The organism is Vibrio sp. 10N.222.49.A3 (assembly GCF_041475145.1).
In the GTDB taxonomy this organism is placed as follows: domain Bacteria; phylum Pseudomonadota; class Gammaproteobacteria; order Enterobacterales; family Vibrionaceae; genus Vibrio; species Vibrio tasmaniensis_A.
In genome coordinates, this window is sequence record NZ_JBFRVM010000173.1 from 1 (window position 1) to 20,314 (window position 20,314).

At 44.7% G+C, this 20,314-nt stretch carries 17 protein-coding genes; 13 read left to right on the forward strand and 4 right to left on the reverse strand.

All coding sequences use genetic code 11. From position 1 onward, the window contains the following. Positions 1-249 precede the first annotated feature (249 nt). The 8 genes from secE to rpoC all read left to right on the forward strand — a co-directional run bounded on the left by secE (position 250) and on the right by rpoC (position 12,255). Complete coding sequence (secE, locus tag AB4589_RS21770; RefSeq protein WP_017096511.1) at positions 250-627, forward strand: preprotein translocase subunit SecE; 378 nt, start codon at positions 250-252, stop codon at positions 625-627. Positions 628-640: 13 nt separating this feature from the next. After that, entirely contained in the window at positions 641-1,189 is a 549-nt protein-coding gene (gene nusG / locus AB4589_RS21775; protein WP_012605006.1) for a transcription termination/antitermination protein NusG, read from the forward strand. 212 nt (positions 1,190-1,401) lie between these two features. Further along, a complete protein-coding gene (gene rplK, locus AB4589_RS21780) occupies positions 1,402-1,830 on the forward strand; it encodes a 50S ribosomal protein L11 (RefSeq protein ID WP_010435555.1) in 429 nt (142 codons plus the stop codon). A 4-nt stretch (positions 1,831-1,834) separates the two neighbouring features. Further along, on the forward strand, positions 1,835-2,539 hold the full coding sequence (gene rplA / locus AB4589_RS21785) for a 50S ribosomal protein L1 (RefSeq protein WP_012605004.1): 705 nt from the start codon (positions 1,835-1,837) through the stop codon (positions 2,537-2,539). A 242-nt stretch (positions 2,540-2,781) separates the two neighbouring features. After that, positions 2,782-3,276, forward strand: a complete 495-nt coding sequence (gene rplJ, locus AB4589_RS21790; protein ID WP_009844673.1) for a 50S ribosomal protein L10 — start codon at positions 2,782-2,784, stop codon at positions 3,274-3,276. 57 nt (positions 3,277-3,333) lie between these two features. Beyond that, positions 3,334-3,699 carry a 50S ribosomal protein L7/L12 gene (gene rplL / locus AB4589_RS21795; protein ID WP_009844674.1) on the forward strand — a complete coding sequence of 122 codons (366 nt, stop codon included), beginning with the start codon at positions 3,334-3,336 and terminating at the stop codon, positions 3,697-3,699. 234 nt (positions 3,700-3,933) lie between these two features. After that, the gene (gene rpoB, locus AB4589_RS21800; RefSeq protein ID WP_372101673.1) at positions 3,934-7,962 is read left to right on the forward strand and encodes a DNA-directed RNA polymerase subunit beta; all 4,029 of its coding nucleotides are present in this window, start codon (positions 3,934-3,936) and stop codon (positions 7,960-7,962) included. Between the two features lie 90 nt (positions 7,963-8,052). Beyond that, positions 8,053-12,255, forward strand: coding sequence for a DNA-directed RNA polymerase subunit beta' (rpoC, locus tag AB4589_RS21805; protein WP_009844676.1), 4,203 nt, complete (start codon positions 8,053-8,055; stop codon positions 12,253-12,255). Between the two features lie 331 nt (positions 12,256-12,586). Here rpoC and AB4589_RS21810 read toward each other — a convergent pair whose 3' ends face one another. After that, positions 12,587-13,084, reverse strand: a complete 498-nt coding sequence (locus AB4589_RS21810; RefSeq protein WP_012604999.1) for an Rsd/AlgQ family anti-sigma factor — start codon at positions 13,082-13,084, stop codon at positions 12,587-12,589. A 165-nt stretch (positions 13,085-13,249) separates the two neighbouring features. Here AB4589_RS21810 and nudC point away from each other — a divergent pair, with 165 nt between their 5' ends. Both nudC and hemE read left to right on the forward strand, forming a co-directional pair. Next, positions 13,250-14,059, forward strand: coding sequence for an NAD(+) diphosphatase (gene nudC, locus AB4589_RS21815; RefSeq protein WP_371996033.1), 810 nt, complete (start codon positions 13,250-13,252; stop codon positions 14,057-14,059). A gap of 300 nt (positions 14,060-14,359) precedes the next feature. Further along, on the forward strand, positions 14,360-15,427 hold the full coding sequence (gene hemE / locus AB4589_RS21820) for a uroporphyrinogen decarboxylase (protein ID WP_372101674.1): 1,068 nt from the start codon (positions 14,360-14,362) through the stop codon (positions 15,425-15,427). A 108-nt stretch (positions 15,428-15,535) separates the two neighbouring features. Here the strand turns inward: hemE and AB4589_RS21825 are convergent, their stop codons facing one another. Then, complete coding sequence (locus AB4589_RS21825; protein ID WP_372101675.1) at positions 15,536-16,129, reverse strand: uracil-DNA glycosylase family protein; 594 nt, start codon at positions 16,127-16,129, stop codon at positions 15,536-15,538. Next, positions 16,129-17,055: a D-2-hydroxyacid dehydrogenase gene (locus AB4589_RS21830; protein WP_372101676.1), complete on the reverse strand. Its 927-nt coding sequence runs from the start codon at positions 17,053-17,055 to the stop codon at positions 16,129-16,131. Before AB4589_RS21830 ends, AB4589_RS21825 begins: the two co-directional genes overlap by 1 nt. A 71-nt stretch (positions 17,056-17,126) precedes the next feature. Here AB4589_RS21830 and AB4589_RS21835 point away from each other — a divergent pair, with 71 nt between their 5' ends. Beyond that, the gene (locus AB4589_RS21835) at positions 17,127-17,714 is read left to right on the forward strand and encodes a YjaG family protein (RefSeq protein WP_017055908.1); all 588 of its coding nucleotides are present in this window, start codon (positions 17,127-17,129) and stop codon (positions 17,712-17,714) included. Positions 17,715-17,797: 83 nt separating this feature from the next. Here AB4589_RS21835 and AB4589_RS21840 read toward each other — a convergent pair whose 3' ends face one another. Further along, positions 17,798-18,949 carry a CNNM domain-containing protein gene (locus AB4589_RS21840; RefSeq protein WP_009844683.1) on the reverse strand — a complete coding sequence of 384 codons (1,152 nt, stop codon included), beginning with the start codon at positions 18,947-18,949 and terminating at the stop codon, positions 17,798-17,800. A 270-nt stretch (positions 18,950-19,219) separates the two neighbouring features. Here AB4589_RS21840 and hupA point away from each other — a divergent pair, with 270 nt between their 5' ends. Both hupA and AB4589_RS21850 read left to right on the forward strand, forming a co-directional pair. Beyond that, the gene (hupA, locus tag AB4589_RS21845) at positions 19,220-19,492 is read left to right on the forward strand and encodes a nucleoid-associated protein HU-alpha (protein ID WP_004729753.1); all 273 of its coding nucleotides are present in this window, start codon (positions 19,220-19,222) and stop codon (positions 19,490-19,492) included. 47 nt (positions 19,493-19,539) lie between these two features. Continuing rightward, a complete protein-coding gene (locus tag AB4589_RS21850) occupies positions 19,540-20,238 on the forward strand; it encodes a DUF1481 domain-containing protein (RefSeq protein ID WP_372101677.1) in 699 nt (232 codons plus the stop codon). Positions 20,239-20,314: the final 76 nt, after the last annotated feature.

Below are 20,314 nucleotides of genomic sequence, written 5' to 3' on the forward strand. Positions count from 1 at the left end.
GTGTTGTAGCTAAAATCTTTGCATAAGATTTGACGAACCACTAGTAAAAAGGGCATCATTTGATGCCCTTTTTCTGCGCTGTAAAAAGAGTTGGGTGTTTTGACATCAATTTTAACTCTTAGCAAAGAATTAAACGGTCTTTTTAACTAAAATGACTGTTAGATGTGTTGTTTTGCAACGCAAAGGAATGTGCCCTGCAACAGCGGGGTTATTGTCGTCTATATTTAAGACTTATCACAGGTTGGTTTTATGAAAGCAAACGCTGAAACTCCTGATAGCTCAGGTGCAGCAGATACAATGAAGTGGGTAGTCGCTTTTGTACTGTTGGCTGCTGCTGTTGTGGGTAATTACCTGTATGGTGAATTGTCTGTTGTAATTCGCGCTGCAGGTGTAGTTGTGCTGATTGCTGCCGCACTAGGCGTTGCAGCAACAACAACTAAAGGTAAAGCTGCGATCGATTTTGCAAAAGAATCTCGTATGGAGATTCGTAAAGTTGTTTGGCCTACTCGCCAAGAAACTATGCAAACTACATTGATCGTTTTAGCTGTATGTATTGTTATGTCTCTAGTGCTTTGGGGAATTGACGGCATTATGGTCCGTTTAGTTTCTCTAGCAACTGGAGTGTAGAGGGTTCTGATTCATGAGTGAAGCTCCAAAAAAACGTTGGTATGTAGTTCAAGCCTTTTCTGGCTATGAAGGTCGTGTATCTCAATCGTTACGCGAACATATTAAAATGCACGACATGGAAGAATTCTTTGGTGACGTTTTAGTACCTACTGAAGAAGTAGTGGAAATGCGTGCAGGTCAACGCCGTAAAAGCGAACGTAAGTTCTTCCCTGGCTACGTATTAGTGCAAATGATCATGAATGATGAATCATGGCACTTAGTACGCAGCATTCCTCGTGTTATGGGCTTCATTGGTGGTACCTCTGATCGTCCTGCACCAATCACTGACAAAGAAGCTGATGCTATCTTGAACCGTCTAGAGAAAGCGAGCGAGTCTCCACGTCCTAAGACAATGTTCGAAGCGGGTGAAGTGGTTCGTGTGAACGATGGTCCGTTTGCTGATTTCAACGGTACAGTTGAAGAAGTAGATTACGAGAAAAGCCGCATTAAGGTATCTGTATCGATCTTTGGTCGTGCAACACCGGTTGAGCTTGAATTTGGTCAAGTTGAAAAGCTGGACTAAAACTCTAACTTTTGAACAAGCTGTGGATAAATACTTCATAAGTTGTTCAAAATAAAAGAGTATAAAAAACCACCTTTTTAGGGTTGTTAAAGGCGCGAATTATGATTATAATTTCGCGCCTTTTTACTTCTATCGAAGTAAGAAAGAGTTAATTGAAATTAAGGGGAGCTTGCCTCAGGGCTAGCGCATGTACCCAAAAATTAGGAAATATCATGGCTAAGAAAGTTGAAGCTTATATCAAACTGCAAGTTGCAGCTGGTATGGCAAACCCAAGTCCACCGGTTGGTCCTGCTCTAGGTCAACACGGCGTGAACATCATGGAATTCTGTAAAGCGTTCAACGCAAAAACAGAATCTGTTGAGAAAGGTCTACCTACTCCAGTAGTAATTACTGTTTACAACGACCGTTCTTTCACGTTCGTAACTAAGACTCCACCTGCTGCTGTTCTTCTTAAGAAAGCTGCTGGCGTTAAGTCTGGTTCAGGTCGTCCAAACACTGAGAAAGTTGGTACTGTAACTGACGCTCAAGTTCAGGAAATCGCAGAAACTAAAGCTGCTGATATGACTGGTGCTGACATCGAAGCAATGAAGCGTTCTATTGCTGGTACTGCTCGTTCAATGGGCCTAGTGGTAGAGGGATAAGATCATGGCAAAACTTACTAAGCGTATGCGCGTAATCCGCGACAAAGTTGAAGTAACTAAAGAATACGAAATCAACGAAGCTGTTGCTCTTCTTAAAGAACTAGCGACTGCTAAATTCGTTGAGTCTGTAGATGTTGCTGTTAACCTAGGCATCGATGCTCGTAAATCTGACCAAAACGTACGTGGCGCAACTGTGCTACCTCACGGTACTGGCCGTGACATCCGCGTTGCTGTGTTCACTCAAGGTGCAAACGCAGAAGCAGCTAAAGCAGCTGGCGCAGATATCGTTGGTATGGAAGATCTTGCTGAGCAAGTGAAAAAAGGCGAAATGAACTTCGACGTTGTTGTTGCTTCTCCTGATGCAATGCGTGTTGTTGGTCAACTAGGTACAATCCTAGGTCCACGCGGCCTTATGCCAAACCCTAAAGTTGGTACTGTAACTCCTAACGTTGCTGAAGCGGTTAAGAACGCTAAAGCTGGTCAGGTTCGTTACCGTAACGACAAGAACGGTATCATCCACACTACTATCGGCAAAGCATCTTTCGAAGCTAACCAGCTTCAAGAGAACCTAGAAGCACTTCTAGTTGCTCTTAAGAAAGCTAAGCCTTCTTCAGCGAAAGGTACTTTCCTGAAGAAAGTAAGCATCTCTACTACAATGGGTGCTGGTGTTACTGTTGATCAAGCTAGTCTCGACACTCAAGCAAACTAATTTGCTTCGGCGCAGATTTAGTGTATACTTCTGCGCCTAATATTTGTGGTTGGGTGATTTTTGAAGCAATTCAGGTCATCCGTCCCAAGACCGTAGGCGCCGTACTCTTCGGAGATATGGCTTAATAAAACCTACGTAGGCGATGTTGTGGTTTGAAGTGAATTTATTCATTTTTAAATAACATCGTAAACGCTCATTACATTTTGTATGAGTGCTGTAATCACAACCAGAGGTTAATCCAAATGGCTTTAAATCTTCAAGACAAAAAAGCAATTGTTGCTGAAGTCAACGAAGCTGCCAGTGGTGCACTTTCTGCAGTTGTAGCTGATTCTCGTGGCGTTACTGTTGGCGCAATGACTTCTCTACGTAAACAAGCTCGCGAAGCGGGTGTTTACATGAGAGTTGTTCGTAACACACTAGCACGCCGTGCGATTCAGGGTACAGACTACGAGTGTCTAACTGACACTTTCACTGGTCCAACTCTGATCGCATTCTCTAATGAGCACCCAGGTGCTGCAGCGCGTCTTTTCAAAGACTTCGCTAAAGAGAATAAAGATTTCGAGATCAAAGCTGCTGCATTTGAAGGCGCAGTTACTGATGCTGAAGTACTAGCGACACTACCAACTTACGACGAAGCTATCGCACGCCTAATGATGTGCATGAAAGAAGCTTCTGCTGGCAAGCTGGTTCGTACTATCGCTGCTGTTCGCGACCAAAAAGAAGAAGCTGCGGCTTAAGCCTTGCTTTTCACTGGTTGCTATTTAAACTTATTGTTGACTTAAAAGAGAATTGTTATGTCTATTACTAACGAGCAAATCCTAGACGCAGTTGCAGAAATGTCTGTAATGCAAGTTGTTGAGCTTATCGAAGCTATGGAAGAGAAATTCGGTGTTACTGCTGCTGCTGCAGTTGTAGCTGGTGGTGCTTCTGCTGAAGCTGCTGCTGAGCAAACTGAATTCGACGTAATCCTAACTGCTGCTGGCGCTAACAAAGTACAAGTTATCAAAGCTGTACGTGGCGCAACTGGCCTAGGTCTTAAAGAAGCTAAAGGTCTTGTAGACTCAGCTCCTGCAGCGCTTAAAGAAGGCGTTGACAAAGCTGAAGCTGAAGCTCTTAAAGCACAGCTAGAAGAAGCTGGCGCTTCTGTTGAAGTTAAGTAATTATTACTTAACTTCTTAGCCGCAAGGCTAATGGCTGGTGGTTTATTAACCACCGGCCTTTTTGCGCTGTAGGGCTATGACGAAATTTCCGCTGTTTAACCGTCATAATCCAAGCAAAAAAACAGTCATTTTTTCGAAATGATTGTTCACTACAGTAAACAGCTGTTTGTCACCGCCCCCTCTGAAGAGTGTTTTGGGTGGTTTGGGTCACTTATCAGCGAGCTGAGGAACCCCATGGTTTACTCTTATACCGAGAAAAAGCGCATCCGTAAGGATTTTGGTACTCGTCCACAAGTTTTGGACATTCCATACCTGTTATCGATCCAGCTTGATTCTTTCGACAAATTCATCGAACAGGATCCTGAAGGTCAATACGGTCTTGAAGCTGCTTTCCGTTCTGTATTTCCAATTCAGAGCTACAACGGCAATTCTGAGCTGCAATACGTTAGCTACCGTCTTGGTGAGCCAGTTTTTGACGTTAAAGAATGTCAAATCCGCGGTGTTACTTACTCAAAGCCACTACGCGTAAAACTACGTCTAGTTATCTTTGATCGAGATGCACCAGCAGGTACTGTAAAAGACATTAAAGAACAAGAAGTCTACATGGGCGAAATTCCGCTTATGACTGACAATGGTACTTTCGTAATTAATGGTACCGAGAGGGTTATCGTATCCCAGCTGCACCGAAGCCCAGGCGTGTTCTTCGACAGTGATAAGGGTAAGACCCACTCATCAGGTAAAGTTCTTTATAACGCACGTGTAATTCCTTACCGTGGCTCATGGTTAGACTTTGAGTTCGATCCTAAGGATAACTTATTCGTACGTATCGACCGTCGTCGTAAGCTACCAGCATCGATTATCCTTCGTGCACTTGGTAAATCGACTGAAGAGATCCTAGATCTGTTCTTCGACAAAGTGAACTTCGAAGTGAAAGACCAAACTCTACTTATGGAGTTGGTTCCTGATCGTCTACGTGGTGAAACTGCGTCATTCGACATCGAAGCAAACGGAAAAACTTACGTTGAGACTGGTCGTCGTGTAACTGCTCGCCATATCCGTCAACTTGAAAAAGATGGCGTTGAGCACATCGAAGTACCAGTAGAGTACATCGTTGAAAAGATTGCTGCGAAAGATTACATCAACGAAGCAACTGGCGAGATCATCGTTGGCGCAAACCAAGAGATTAGCCTAGAAGCACTTGCTAACCTGTCTCAAGCAGGTCACAAGACTCTAGAAGTGCTGTTCACGAATGACCTAGACCATGGTCCATTCATGTCAGACACTCTACGTGCGGATAGCACAGTAGATCGCATCTCTGCATTGGTAGAAATCTACCGCATGATGCGTCCTGGCGAGCCACCAACGAAAGAAGCTGCAGAATCATTGTTCGAAAGCCTATTCTTCTCTGAAGATCGTTACGACCTATCAACTGTAGGCCGTATGAAATTCAACAGCTCTATCGAGCGTGAAGAAGAAGAAGAGCGCGGTACTCTGGATGAATCAGACATCATCGAAGTGATGAAGAAACTGATTGGTATCCGTAACGGCATTGGTGAAGTGGACGATATCGACCACCTTGGCAACCGTCGTATCCGTTCTGTAGGTGAAATGGCAGAAAACCAATTCCGTGTTGGTCTAGTTCGTGTAGAACGTGCCGTTAAAGAACGTCTAAGCCTTGGTGACCTTGATGCAATCATGCCTCAAGACCTTATCAACGCTAAGCCGATCTCTGCTGCAGTTAAAGAATTCTTTGGCTCTTCACAGCTTTCACAGTTTATGGACCAAAACAACCCATTGTCAGAAGTTACGCACAAGCGTCGTATCTCTGCTTTAGGTCCTGGTGGTCTTACTCGTGAGCGCGCAGGCTTCGAAGTACGTGACGTTCACGTAACTCACTACGGTCGTCTATGTCCGATCGAAACGCCTGAAGGTCCAAACATCGGTCTAATTAACTCGCTATCTGCATTTGCACGTTGTAACGATTACGGTTTCCTAGAAACTCCGTACCGTCGTGTAGTAGATGGTGTAGTAACAGAAGAAGTTGATTACCTGTCTGCAATCCAGGAAGGTCAATTCGTAATCGCGCAAGCAAACACAATTCTTACTGAAGAAGGTACGTTTGCAGATGAGCTAATCACAGCTCGTCAAAAAGGTGAATCTGGTCTTCACCCACGCGATCACGTTGACTACATGGACGTTGCGACAAACCAAGTAGTATCTATCGCTGCTTCGCTTATCCCGTTCCTAGAACACGATGATGCGAACCGTGCATTGATGGGTGCCAACATGCAACGTCAAGCTGTACCAACACTGAGAGCTGATAAGCCTCTAGTAGGTACGGGTATCGAACGTAACATCGCAGTTGACTCTGGTGTTACAGCGGTTGCTAAACGTGGTGGTCAAGTTCAGTCTGTTGACGCTTCTCGTATCGTAGTTAAGGTTAACGAAGATGAATTGGTACCTGGCGAAGCTGGTATCGATATCTACAACCTGACTAAGTACACGCGTTCGAACCAAAACACATGTATTAACCAACGTCCAACTGTACTTCCTGGTGAACCAGTTGCACGCGGCGATGTTCTTGCTGACGGTCCTTCAACAGACCTTGGTGAACTAGCTCTTGGCCAAAACATGCGTATCGCATTCATGCCTTGGAACGGTTACAACTTCGAAGACTCGATCTTAGTATCTGAGCGCGTAGTTCAAGAAGACCGTTTCACGACAATCCACATTCAAGAACTATCTTGTGTGGCTCGTGATACTAAGCTGGGTTCTGAAGAGATCACAGCTGATATTCCAAACGTAGGTGAGTCTGCTCTGTCTAAACTAGACGAGTCAGGTATCGTTTACATTGGTGCTGAAGTTAAGGGTGGCGACATCCTAGTTGGTAAAGTAACCCCTAAAGGTGAAACTCAACTGACTCCTGAAGAGAAGCTACTACGTGCTATCTTCGGTGAGAAAGCATCTGATGTTAAAGATACTTCTCTACGTGTACCAAACTCTGTTTCGGGTACTATCATCGATGTACAAGTCTTCACTCGCGATGGCGTAGAGAAAGACAAACGTGCACTTGAAATCGAACAGATGCAGCTTAAAGAAGCTAAGAAAGATCTAACTGAAGAGTTCCAAATTCTTGAGGGTGGCCTTCTTAACCGTGTTAAAGCTGTACTTCTGTCTGGTGGTTACTCTGAAGTTAAGCTTGATACTATCGGTCGTAAGCAATGGCTAGAGCAAGTTCTAGAAGACGATGCGCTACAAACACAGCTTGAGCAACTTGCTGAGCAGTGGGATGAGCTAAAAGCAGACTTCGATAAGAAGTTTGAAACTAAGCGTCGTAAAATCACTCAAGGTGATGATCTAGCGCCTGGCGTTCTTAAGATTGTTAAAGTTTACCTAGCGGTTAAACGTCGTATCCAGCCTGGTGATAAGATGGCCGGTCGTCACGGTAACAAAGGTGTAATCTCTAAGATTAACCCTGTTGAAGACATGCCATACGATGAGAAAGGTCAGCCTGTAGACATCGTACTTAACCCGCTGGGTGTACCATCGCGTATGAACATCGGTCAGATCCTAGAAGTTCACTTAGGTTTGGCTGCGAAAGGTATCGGTGACAAGATCAACCAAATGGTTAAGGAACAACAAGAACTGCATAAGTTCCGTGAGTTCCTACAGAAGGTTTACGATCTTGGCGATACTCGTCAGAAAGTTGATATTGCTGAACTGTCTGATGATCAAGTTCGTACACTGATCAAGAACCTACGTGGCGGTCTACCGATTGCTACACCTGTGTTCGACGGTGCTTCTGAGTCTCTAATCAAAGAACTACTTAAACTGGGTGATCTGCCAGAATCTGGTCAGCTTAAACTGTTTGATGGTCGTACTGGTGATTCGTTTGAGCGTCCTGTAACTGTTGGTTACATGTACATGCTGAAACTGAACCACTTGGTTGATGACAAGATGCATGCTCGTTCAACTGGTTCTTACAGCCTAGTAACTCAGCAACCACTTGGTGGTAAAGCTCAGTTCGGTGGTCAGCGTTTCGGTGAGATGGAAGTATGGGCACTAGAAGCATACGGTGCTGCATATACTCTACAAGAAATGCTAACAGTTAAGTCGGATGACGTTAACGGCCGTACTAAGATGTACAAGAACATCGTAGATGGTAACCATAGCATGGAACCTGGCATGCCAGAGTCGTTCAACGTACTGTTGAAAGAGATTCGCTCGCTAGGTATCAACATCGAGCTAGAAGACGAAGAGTAATCCCTCTTTTTTATAAAGAAGATTGGATTACTTGGTAAAGGGGGCTCACTTTAGTCGGTGAGCTCCTTTAACTCCTTACAGGAGCTGAACGTGAAAGACTTATTAAACTTTCTAAAAGCACAGCATAAGACCGAAGAATTTGATGCAATCAAAATCGGTCTATCTTCACCAGACACGATCCGTTCGTGGTCTTTTGGTGAAGTTAAAAAGCCAGAAACAATTAACTATCGTACGTTCAAACCTGAACGTGATGGTCTGTTCTGTGCACGTATTTTTGGTCCAGTTAAAGACTACGAATGTCTTTGTGGCAAATACAAGCGCCTGAAGCACCGTGGTGTTATCTGTGAGAAGTGTGGCGTTGAAGTTACACAAACTAAAGTTCGTCGTGACCGTATGGGCCACATCGAGCTTGCTTCACCAGTTGCTCACATCTGGTTCCTAAAATCACTACCGTCTCGTATCGGTCTACTAATGGATATCCCTCTGCGTGATATCGAACGTGTTCTTTACTTCGAAATGTACGTAGTAACTGAACCGGGTATGACTGATCTAGAAAAATCTCAGATGCTTACTGAAGAAGAGTATCTGGATCGTCTAGAAGAATGGGGTGACGAATTCACTGCTAAGATGGGTGCTGAAGCGATCAAAGATCTGCTTTCAACAATGGACCTTCATCAAGAAGTGGAAGAAATGCGCGAAGAGTTGGAAACAACTAACTCTGAAACTAAGCGTAAGAAAGTTACTAAGCGTTTGAAGCTAGTTGAAGCGTTCATTTCGTCAGGCAACAAGCCTGAGTGGATGATCCTGACTGTACTTCCAGTGCTACCGCCAGATCTACGCCCTCTAGTACCACTAGATGGCGGTCGTTTTGCGACTTCTGATCTGAACGACCTTTACCGTCGTGTGATCAACCGTAACAACCGTTTGAAGCGTCTTCTAGAGCTAGCGGCTCCAGACATCATCGTACGTAACGAAAAGCGTATGCTGCAAGAGTCTGTTGATGCCCTTCTAGATAACGGTCGTCGCGGTCGTGCGATCACGGGTTCTAACAAGCGTCCTCTGAAATCTCTTGCTGATATGATCAAGGGTAAACAAGGTCGTTTCCGTCAGAACCTTCTAGGTAAACGTGTAGACTATTCTGGCCGTTCTGTAATCACAGTTGGTCCATACCTTCGTCTACATCAGTGTGGTCTTCCTAAGAAGATGGCACTTGAGCTATTTAAGCCGTTCATCTACAGCAAGCTAGAAACTCGTGGCATGGCTACGACAATCAAAGCTGCTAAGAAAATGGTAGAGCGCGAAGAAGCGATCGTTTGGGATATCCTAGACGAAGTTATCCGTGAACACCCAGTACTGCTTAACCGTGCACCTACACTTCACCGTCTAGGTATCCAAGCGTTTGAACCAGTACTAATCGAAGGTAAAGCGATTCAGCTTCACCCACTAGTGTGTGCGGCATACAACGCCGACTTCGATGGTGACCAAATGGCGGTACACGTGCCTCTAACTCTAGAAGCACAGCTTGAAGCTCGTACCCTAATGATGTCGACGAATAACATTCTGTCGCCAGCATCAGGTGATCCAATCATCGTACCTTCTCAGGACGTTGTATTGGGTCTTTACTACATGACACGTGACAAGATCAACGTGAAAGGTGAAGGTATGTACCTTGCTGGCCCTGCAGAGGCTGAAAAGGCATACCGTACTAAGACTGCTGAGCTACACGCTCGCGTTAAAGTACGTATCACTGAAACTGTAGTAGATGAAGACGGCAATAGCACAACGAATACTGGCCTAGTTGATACGACTGTAGGTCGTGCAATGCTATGGCAGATCGTTCCAGCTGGCCTACCGTACAGCATCGTTAACCAAAAGTTAGGTAAGAAGCAGATCTCTACTCTTCTTAACGAGTGTTACCGTAAGCTTGGTCTAAAAGATACAGTAGTATTTGCTGACCAAATCATGTACGCAGGTTTCGCATACGCGGCACTTTCTGGTGTTTCTGTAGGTATCAACGATATGGTTGTTCCTCAAGCGAAATACGATGAAATTGAATCTGCTGAAGAAGAAGTTCGTGAAATCCAAGAGCAATTCCAATCAGGTCTTGTTACTGCGGGTGAGCGTTACAACAAAGTTATCGATATCTGGGCATCTACGAATGACCGCGTTGCGAAAGCAATGATGGATAACCTATCTTCTGAAACAGTTATCAACCGTGACGGCGAAGAAGAACAGCAAGAATCGTTCAACAGCATCTACATGATGGCTGACTCGGGCGCACGTGGTTCTGCAGCTCAGATTCGTCAGCTAGCAGGTATGCGTGGTCTGATGGCGCGTCCAGATGGTTCAATCATCGAAACGCCGATCACAGCGAACTTTAAAGAAGGTCTAAACGTCCTTCAGTACTTTATCTCAACGCACGGTGCTCGTAAGGGTCTTGCGGATACAGCACTGAAAACAGCAAACTCGGGTTACCTAACTCGTCGTCTAGTAGACGTTGCTCAAGACGTTGTAGTACACGAACATGACTGTGGCACGCATGAAGGTATCGACATGATGCCTCACATCGAAGGTGGTGACGTTAAAGTTGCACTTTCTGAGCTTGCTCTAGGTCGTGTAGTAGCTGAAGACGTTCTTAAGCCTGGTACTGAAGATGTACTGATTCCACGTAATACTCTGATTGATGAGAAGTGGTGTCAAATCATGGAAGACAACTCAGTAGATAGCATGAAAGTGCGCTCTGTTGTTACCTGTGATGCAGACTTCGGTTGTTGTGCACAGTGTTACGGTCGTGACCTAGCACGTGGTCACCTAGTGAACCAAGGTGAAGCAGTTGGTGTTATCGCTGCACAATCTATCGGTGAACCGGGTACACAGCTTACAATGCGTACGTTCCACATCGGTGGTGCGGCATCTACTGCAGCAGCAGAGAACAGCATCCAAGCTAAGACAACTGGTACTGTGAAACTTCACAATGCTAAGTTCGTAGTTAACAAAGATAAGAAACTGGTTATCACTTCTCGTGCATCTGAGATGACGATTATTGATGAATTCGGCCGTACTAAAGAGAAGCACAAACTTCCTTACGGTTCTATGCTAACCAAAGGCGACAACGCAGCAGTTACTGCTGGTGAAGTTGTAGCTAACTGGGAAGCGCATACCATGCCAATCATCACTGAAGTGGCAGGTCGTATCCAATTCGTAGATATGATCGATGGTATTACAGTTTCTCGTCAAACTGACGATCTAACTGGTCTTTCTTCAAGTGAAGTAACAGACGCAGCAGCTCGCCCAGCAGCAGGTAAAGATATGCGTCCAGCTATCAAACTTGTTGATGAGCAAGGTAACGACGTAATGATTCCTGGTACTGATATGCCAGCTCACTACTTCCTACCTGGCAAAGCGATTGTAAACATCGAAGATGGCGCTGAAGTTGGCATTGGTGACACACTATCTCGTATCCCTCAAAAATCGAGCGGAAACAAAGATATCACCGGTGGTCTACCACGCGTAGCTGACCTATTCGAAGCTCGTAAGCCTAAAGAGCCTGCGATCCTTGCTGAGCACACAGGTACTGTGTCTTTCGGTAAAGAAACGAAAGGTAAGCGTCGTCTAGTAATCACTCGTGAAGGCGGTGACGCTTACGAAGAGATGATTCCTAAGCACCGTCAATTGAACGTGTTCGAAGGTGAGAAGATTGAACGTGGTGATGTAATCGCCGACGGTCCTGAAACTCCACACGATATCCTGCGTCTACGTGGTATCCACGCAGTGACTCAGTACATCGCGAACGAAGTTCAAGAAGTTTACCGCTTACAAGGCGTAAAGATTAACGATAAGCACATCGAGACTATCGTTCGTCAAATGCTACGTAAGTGTACAATCACACATTCTGGTGACTCTCCGTTCCTACCTGGCGAACAAGTTGAGTACCACAATGTTAAGATTGCTAACCGTAAGCTAGAAGCTGAAGGTAAAGAACTAGTGCGTTTCGAACGTGATCTACTAGGTATTACTAAAGCATCTCTTGCAACTGAGTCATTCATCTCAGCTGCATCGTTCCAAGAAACGACTCGCGTACTAACAGAAGCTGCGGTTTCTGGTAAGCGTGATGACCTTCGCGGCCTGAAAGAGAACGTAATTGTTGGTCGTCTGATCCCAGCTGGTACTGGTTTCGCATACCACCAAGAGCGTCAAAAGCAACGCGAAGAAGAGCAAGAAGGTCCTTCAGCTGAGCAAGCTACTGACAATCTAGCAGCACTTCTAAACGCTGGTTTCTCTTCAGAAGAGTAAGCTCTACGAGTAGTCTCTAAGAGATAAGAAAAAAGGCACCTTCGGGTGCCTTTTTTGTATCTGTCGTATTGGTATTTAGCTATGACTTATAAAGTGATAGGTGTGATTATCTAGCTGGTGGGGTTGGATTTATGTCCTGAAGAGTGCTCTTTGAGGCCAGTAAGATAAAGGGTAGAGATGATTAGGCTGATTAGGGCTGTAACCATATGCTTATGGCTAAAGGTCAGGGCGAGCGAGTAAGCTCTGTCTGAAAGGTTCTGGGTAGTTTGGATAACCTTACAGACAAAACAAAAAGCTTGCACAGAGGCAAGCTTATTAAGGATTCAGCTAACTAAGCGCCTGGTGGAATCGCTAAACTGTCTGCAATAAGCTGGATAAGATTATCTTCTACTTCAAAACGTACTTCGAGTAGTTCACCTACTTTTGACATATCTCCTTCGAAGTTAGGCAACTCATCGTCTGCACTTACTTTAACGTACTTATCATTGAACTCTAGAAGCGGCTCGGTTGTAAGTACGATCTTCGCGTAAGTTGTATCAATCTCGTCATTGGTTTTAAAGCCTGTTGCTTGCCATTTTTTCATGACCATATCGTAGATCTTAAAATGACCCTCTGAGATATAATCGACAACATGATCGCAGAATGAGCTTATTTCTTTAGGAGAAGGGAGTTCAACAACGTTTGATTGCCCATTGCTAGCTGGCTGCAAGGCACCTAGCTTACAATACTCAACGATTAGAGACTGTCGAGTTTCGAGCCAATGATCGATGACCTCATTAGAGCCACCCCATTGTTCTTGTATTTGTTTGAATTTATTTAGCATGACCATGTCCTCATGATCTGATCACAACCTTGTGATCAAGTAATTGCCTAAGCAGGGTCCGTTTTATTGGTAGCTACTAAAAGTAATAGCTTGAAATATTCTCTGCTACAACTCTAGTATGAAATTAGATTGCCAGTAAAATGAACGAACTGCAAGCAATGAGGCATAGGGATGTTAAAAAAAAGTGATAACAAAATGACAGATCAAGCTTATTGGTGCGTCGTTTCTGGTAGTGATATTTGGGTTAATGATGATCAGTTTCCTTTTGGCTCTGCTGAAGAGCTAGGGCTGAGTGTTGAGCATGCAATCTGCATTGGTCAGCATCAAGGTCGTAAGGTGTATTGGCTCAACGATTGCGATGTGGAGATTGAACTGAGCATGGTCAGCCTAAGAGATTTGCTTCACTGGCCTGAATCAAGTTTTCTGATCGCAAGCAAAGCTATCCAGTATGGGCACATGACACAAAGTATGCGTTTTTGTCCTCAGTGCGGCGGTCGTAATCATCTCAATCATAATCAGGTGGCGATGCAATGTGGAGACTGCCGAACGCTTCATTACCCTCGTATCTTCCCGTGCATCATTGTCGCTGTACGAAACGACAACAAGATATTACTTGCGCAGCACCCAAGGCATAAAACGGGTATGTACACCGTAATAGCGGGCTTCCTAGAGGTTGGAGAAACCCTAGAGCAGTGTGTGGCGCGAGAAGTCAAAGAAGAAACGGGTATCGACGTGAGTAACATTCGTTACTTTGGTAGCCAGCCATGGGCGTTTCCATCGAGTATGATGATGGCCTTTCTTGCTGACTATGCTGGTGGAACGCTCAAACCTGATTACAGTGAACTGTCAGATGCCCAATGGTTTGACGTAACAAGCCTACCTGATGTTGCTCCAGTCGGAACGATTGCGAGACAATTGATTGAGAATACAGTCGATGACATAAGGAAAGCCGGCGTCGCGGAGCAAGAACTAGAACATTAAATTACCTGTGATAGTATTTGGCCTATGGGTGGTCAAACACTAAAAAAAAACCCTCCACAAGTGGAGGGGGTAAGTAAGATGTCGTTATGAGATGCTGAGTAGTGACTACTCAGTTGTTATAATTGTAATTTTCGCTAGCGAACAAATTTTTAACATGCTCCTGTAATTGGGTGCAAATTAAGCATGGATTTAAAAGTTAATAACTTGATCTAGGTTGCAAAGCACACAGCTTTTACCCTTCAATCAGTGTTAGAATACTTGCCATCAAAACTAGACAAGATTGAATTGGAATTTAACGGAATGACCGAATTAAAAAACGATCGCTATTTACGCGCACTTTTAAAACAGCCTGTTGATTACACACCGGTATGGATGATGCGCCAAGCTGGCCGCTATCTTCCAGAGTACAAAGCAACGCGCGCTGAAGCGGGCGATTTCATGTCTTTGTGCAAAAACGCTGAACTAGCATCAGAAGTAACACTTCAACCTTTACGTCGTTTCCCGCTTGATGCGGCAATCTTGTTCTCTGACATCCTAACTATCCCAGATGCGATGGGGTTAGGTTTGTACTTCGAAGCAGGTGAAGGCCCTAAGTTTGAACGCCCTATCACATGTAAAGCTGACGTAGAAAAAATTGGCCTACCGGATCCTGAAGGTGAACTTCAATACGTAATGAATGCCGTTCGTCAGATCCGTAAAGACCTGAAAGGCGAAGTGCCACTGATTGGTTTCTCTGGTAGCCCTTGGACATTGGCAACTTACATGGTTGAAGGCAGCAGCTCGAAGGCGTTCACTAAGATCAAGAAGATGATGTACGCAGAGCCACAAACGCTGCATTTACTTCTAGATAAGCTGGCTGACACTGTTATTGAATACCTGAACGCGCAAATTAAAGCGGGTGCACAATCGGTAATGGTGTTCGACACATGGGGTGGTGTATTGACTCCTCGTGACTACAACCTGTTCTCACTGCAGTACATGCACAAAATTGTCGATGGCCTAATTCGTGAAAACGAAGGTCGCCGTGTACCGGTTACTCTGTTCACTAAGAACGGTGGCATGTGGCTAGAATCTATCGCAGCGACTGGCTGTGATGCAGTTGGCCTAGACTGGACAATCAATATTGCTGATGCAAAAGCACGTATTGGCGATAAAGTGGCTCTACAAGGCAACATGGATCCATCAGTACTTTACGCACAACCTGAGCGTATTCGTGAAGAAGTCGGCACTATCCTTGAAGGTTTTGGTGACGGCGGTACTGGCCACGTATTTAACCTTGGCCATGGTATTCACCTAGATGTGCCACCAGAAAATGCTGGTGTATTTGTGGACGCAGTTCACGACCTATCTAAGCCATACCACAAGTAATTCAGTATGTGTTTTTAGAAAAAGCGCTGTCGAGAAATCGGCAGCGCTTTTTTATTATCTTTTTATCCGAACCCAATATCGGCTTAATCATCGTTGGTGTGCAGCTAATTAGGTATTTGGATCATGGTAGGTCAAATGCTCTGATACGTGCTTCCTGATATAGGGAATGACTTCACTTTCGAACCATGGGTTTTTCTTGAGCCAGATATTATTACGTGGAGAAGGGTGGGGAAGTGGCAAAAATTCTGGAGCCCAAGCCTGCCAGTTACGTACCGTTTCAGTGAGTGTGCTGGTGGCTTTATCTTTTAGATAATAGTTTTGCGCATACTGACCAATCAGCAAGGTCATTTGGATGTTGGGCAGTGATTGCAGTACTTTTTGGTGCCATAGCGCAGCGCACTCTTTTCGTGGCGGTAGATCACCACTTTTTCCTTTTCCTGGATAGCAAAAGCCCATCGGGACAATAGCGACTTTTTGTTCGTTATAAAACGTATCGCTATCCATTCCTAGCCATTCTCTCAATCGCTCGCCACTGGCGTCGTTCCAAGGGATAGATGATTCATGAACTTTGATACCGGGTGCTTGGCCTATGATCAGCAAGCGTGCGTTTGGGTGTGCCTGTATCACTGGATTTGCACCGTGTGATAAATGAGGATCACAAGCGGTGCATTGTCGTATCTCAGTGAGCAGTGATGAGAACATCAGTAGCCTTTATCAAAATCAATGGTGTTATTCAGTGTAAAACCATCTCGCCATTGTTGGTAATTATTGGCGAAGATCTCCACGACCTGTCTTGGCTCACTCAGAGCCGCAATGTGTGGTGTGATGGTTACTTGAGGCAACTTCCAAAACGGGTGTTCTTGTGTAAGAGGTTCGCATTCAAAGACATCTAAGAAAGCGTGTTCAACCCATTTATTCTTAATCGCAAGCAGTAACGCTTTATTGTCAATGCTTTCCCCGCGACCCACATTAAACAGCAATACGTTAGAGCAGTAGCTTAAGGTGGTTTGATTCAGTAGTTGGTAGGTCTCATCCGTTGATGGCAGTGTGTTCACTACAATATCCGCTTGCTTGAGGGCGGCTTCTAATTCATTAATGTGGAAAGTTTCTTTGAAGGTTTCTTGCTTTGATGGGATACCTGTCCGGTTGACACCTATGGTGTGAATACCAAAAGCAGCAGCGGTTTTAGCTAAATGACTGCCAATTGACCCCGTTCCTAAAATCACCATGGTTTTGTCAGTTAGGCTAGTATAAAGCTGTGGCTGCCAGTTTCGTTGTACTTGTTGCTGGTGGTAGTGAGGAAAGTGTCTACAGTGGCTGATCGTGTAACCCAACACGTATTCAGCAATCGCAGGGCCGAAGATGCCTTTGACGTTGGTCAGCGTATAATCTTGGTGCAGATCCGGCTGAGTGAGTTTATTGATTCCTGCATAGGTACTTTGCATCCAGTCTAGATTTTTAAACTCATTAAGTCGCTCCGCTATTAAAGGAGGAGCTGCCAGTACGATCTCAGCTAATTCGGGGTTTTGAGTGATTTCGAGGTCAGGTAACCCTTGGTTTAGAATCAGTTGCGTATAGGTATCGTCATGCTCGGTAAGAATATAGAGCTTATTCGTAAAATTGTTCATCGGCTTACCTTTTCCCCCCAGGGTTTATCAAGTACACTTTCGCTGTCTTTTTCTGCAATTATTGAGTGACTATGCTTCAGAATCCACTGCAGGTTCGTCTTGAAAAGTTAGAACCTTGGCAACAAATTACTTTTATGGCGTGTCTATGTGAGCGTATGTATCCTAACTATGCCATGTTTTGTGAGAATACAGAATTTGCGGAAGCTCGAATCTACCGTGATGTTTTGGATAGCATTTGGGAAATCCTAACCGTTAAAACGGCAAAGGTGAACTTTGAGCGTCAACTTGAGAAAGTAGAAGAGCTATTCCCTAGCGCAGATGATTTTGATTTCTATGGTGTTTACCCTGCAATGGATGCATGCCAAGGCTTAGCAACATTAATCCATGGTCTACTTGATCGTGAGCATATGTTGGAAGCGGTAATTAAAGTGAGTCAACAATCGGTGAAGACGGTTGCTGAGCTTGAGTTTGCTCAAGGCGCTGAAGAAGTGACGAACGAAAACCAGAAAGAAAACGAAGCGGTATGTGAAGAGTGGGACGTTCAGTGGGCCATTTTCCGACCTCTACGTGAAACGACTGAGCGTGACTTAGAGCTGATCAAAGACCTACGCCACGAACTGCGTGAAGACCCAGTGAGCAACATTGGTGTTGCGTTATAACGGATGTTGAGTTGTAGCGAATAGAATAAAAAACAAAGGCTCCCTAGGGAGCCTTTGTTGTATCTGACGCTATCAAATTTAGATTAAGCGTCTTTCTTGTCTTCTTTTTGAACCTTGCTTTCATCCGCTGACTTTGAGTCTGAGGTGTCGTTGTCTGCTAGAGTTTTTTCTTCTAGCTCGTCCTCTTCATCGCGGTTTTCGATAACACCGTGTGTCTCTTTCCACGTTTCCCAGCGTTGGAACGCCAGTTCTTGCATGTCTGTGGTTTTATCTGCTTCGTCGACAATCTCTTCACCCACTAGGTGTTCAAAGATATCTTCTAGGGTGATGATGCCCTGAATTGTGCCGTACTCGTCCACAACTAAAGACAGTTGCAGGCGGTTTGCCATCATTTGGTCAAAGGCCTTAGCTAAGCCCATGTTGTTTAGCAAGACGTGGATAGGGCGCATCACTTCACCCAGAGCCTTCTCACCGCAACCCGCTTGCTGCAATCTAAACAGCTCTAAGCGGTGGACAAAACCGATGATATTGTCAGTTTGCTCGCTGTAAACCAGTGGGCGTGAGAATGGCGTGTCTTTGTGTTGTTCTAGGAACGTATTAACACTCATTTCTGCATCAACGCGGAATACAACAGGGCGTGGTGTCATGACTTGAGTCACGGGCACATCTTGAATACCTAACAGATTGCTCAGGATTTTTGATTCACCTTCAGCAAATTCACCGCTCTCTTTTGCCAAAATAGCCATTGCAGATAGCTCATCACGCATTTTTGGTGCCTGGTGGCCGCGAGCTAAACGTTTGGTGATTTGCTCTGAGAACCACACAAATGGTGTTAGGAAAAAGACCATCCAGCGAAGCACATTTGATGATGCTGGAGCAAGTTGACGCCAGTAGGTCGCGCCAATGGTTTTTGGAACAATCTCAGACAGAACTAAAATACCCAGAGTTAATACGGCAGAGAATACGCCTAACCATTGGCTACCAAAAACGACTGCTGCTTGTGCACCCGCTGTCGCAGCACCGATGGTGTGCGCGATGGTGTTGAGCGTTAAAATTGACGCCAGTGGGCGGTCAATATCGGTTTTCAGTTTGTCTAATGACTCTGCTGCAGGGTGCCCATTTTGTTTTAGTTGAGCAATGTAGCTCGGACTAATACTCAAAAGTACAGCTTCCAAAACAGAACAAATGAAAGAAACTCCAATAGCAATGGAGACATAAATAGTTAGCAGCAGCATGTTTGCCCTTAAATTAAATTGTACGCTTTAGCAGCGATTCAGCGTGGATTATAGAGAATAAGTAGTGGCTAGGTCATCATTAATTTTGCTCTCAGCCCCTTTTAAACAAGGGCTTGCTCAGTAAAATCAGTAACAAATTGTGAGTTATTACTCATATTATGGCTAAAACTACGGCATTAGAGCTAAAGATCGACGACAAACCTTTGCCAGATGGGGCATTTATGTTTTAGAGTGAATCGAATTCAAAAATACAAAGAAGGGAAACCTAAAATGAACAAGACTCAATTAATCGACTTTATTGCTGAAAAAGCGGACCTTTCTAAAGCACAAGCTAAAGCTGCTCTAGAAGCGACTCTTGGCGGTGTTACAGATGCTCTTAAAGATGGCGATCAAGTTCAGCTAATTGGTTTTGGTACTTTTAAAGTAAACCACCGTGCAGCTCGCACTGGTCGTAACCCAAAAACTGGTGACGAGATCCAAATCGCTGCTGCAAATGTTCCAGCATTTGTTGCAGGTAAAGCGCTGAAAGATTCAGTGAAATAATCTAAACTGTACCGAGGTAGTCGTATTCCACCTCGGTACAGGTTTTTATGAAAAAAGCATTTCTTCTCGTTTCACTATTATCTACATTTCTCATTGGCTGTTCATCAACCAGCCCTCGCAAAAACCTAGAGCAATTTGAAACTCACACCGGCGGCCAAGTCATGGGCGACGCGACAAGTTTCTACTGGGTTACAAACAAGCTAACACAACCTCATACTTCAGCTGACTACGTCACTGTAGGCGATTACGGCTGGTACCAAACGGACTATGCTTGGTCGGAAGGTATACTTCGTGAATTTATTCGTGAAGGTGAGCAACGTAATTCTTCTAATGAGCTGGTTCCGTATAGTGTCCATGTGCGTTTTAATAAGTCAGGCGAAGCTGTATATCAGCAGTATCGTATTGATAGCAAAATTTTGCCTATCCAAGTTAAGCAACTTGAAAGCTACCAGAAAGAAGCCAAGTCGGTTTTAGAAACTACGATGAAGCAGCATGACGAAGGGCTCAGACTGGTTCAGGGTTACTGGAATGGTCGTTCTTTTGAAATGTGTGCTGGTGGTGAGTTTGATCGCTTTGAATTTAATCAGACCTTGCCAAGCTTCGTGATCGATCGATTGGCGTCTGTGGAAAGCTATGCGGCGTTTCTTGGCAGTGATTCACTAGGTAAGATGAGCGTAGAAGAGTTACTGATGCTGGCTGAAGACAGCCATGATTGTGTCGTTAGGCCGTCATTGTTGAAAGAATAGCGATCAACTAAAGGATTGAGGGTATTTGGCTTGCTGTAGGCCAAGTGCTGATTTGTCTGTACAGGTACAGATTCCT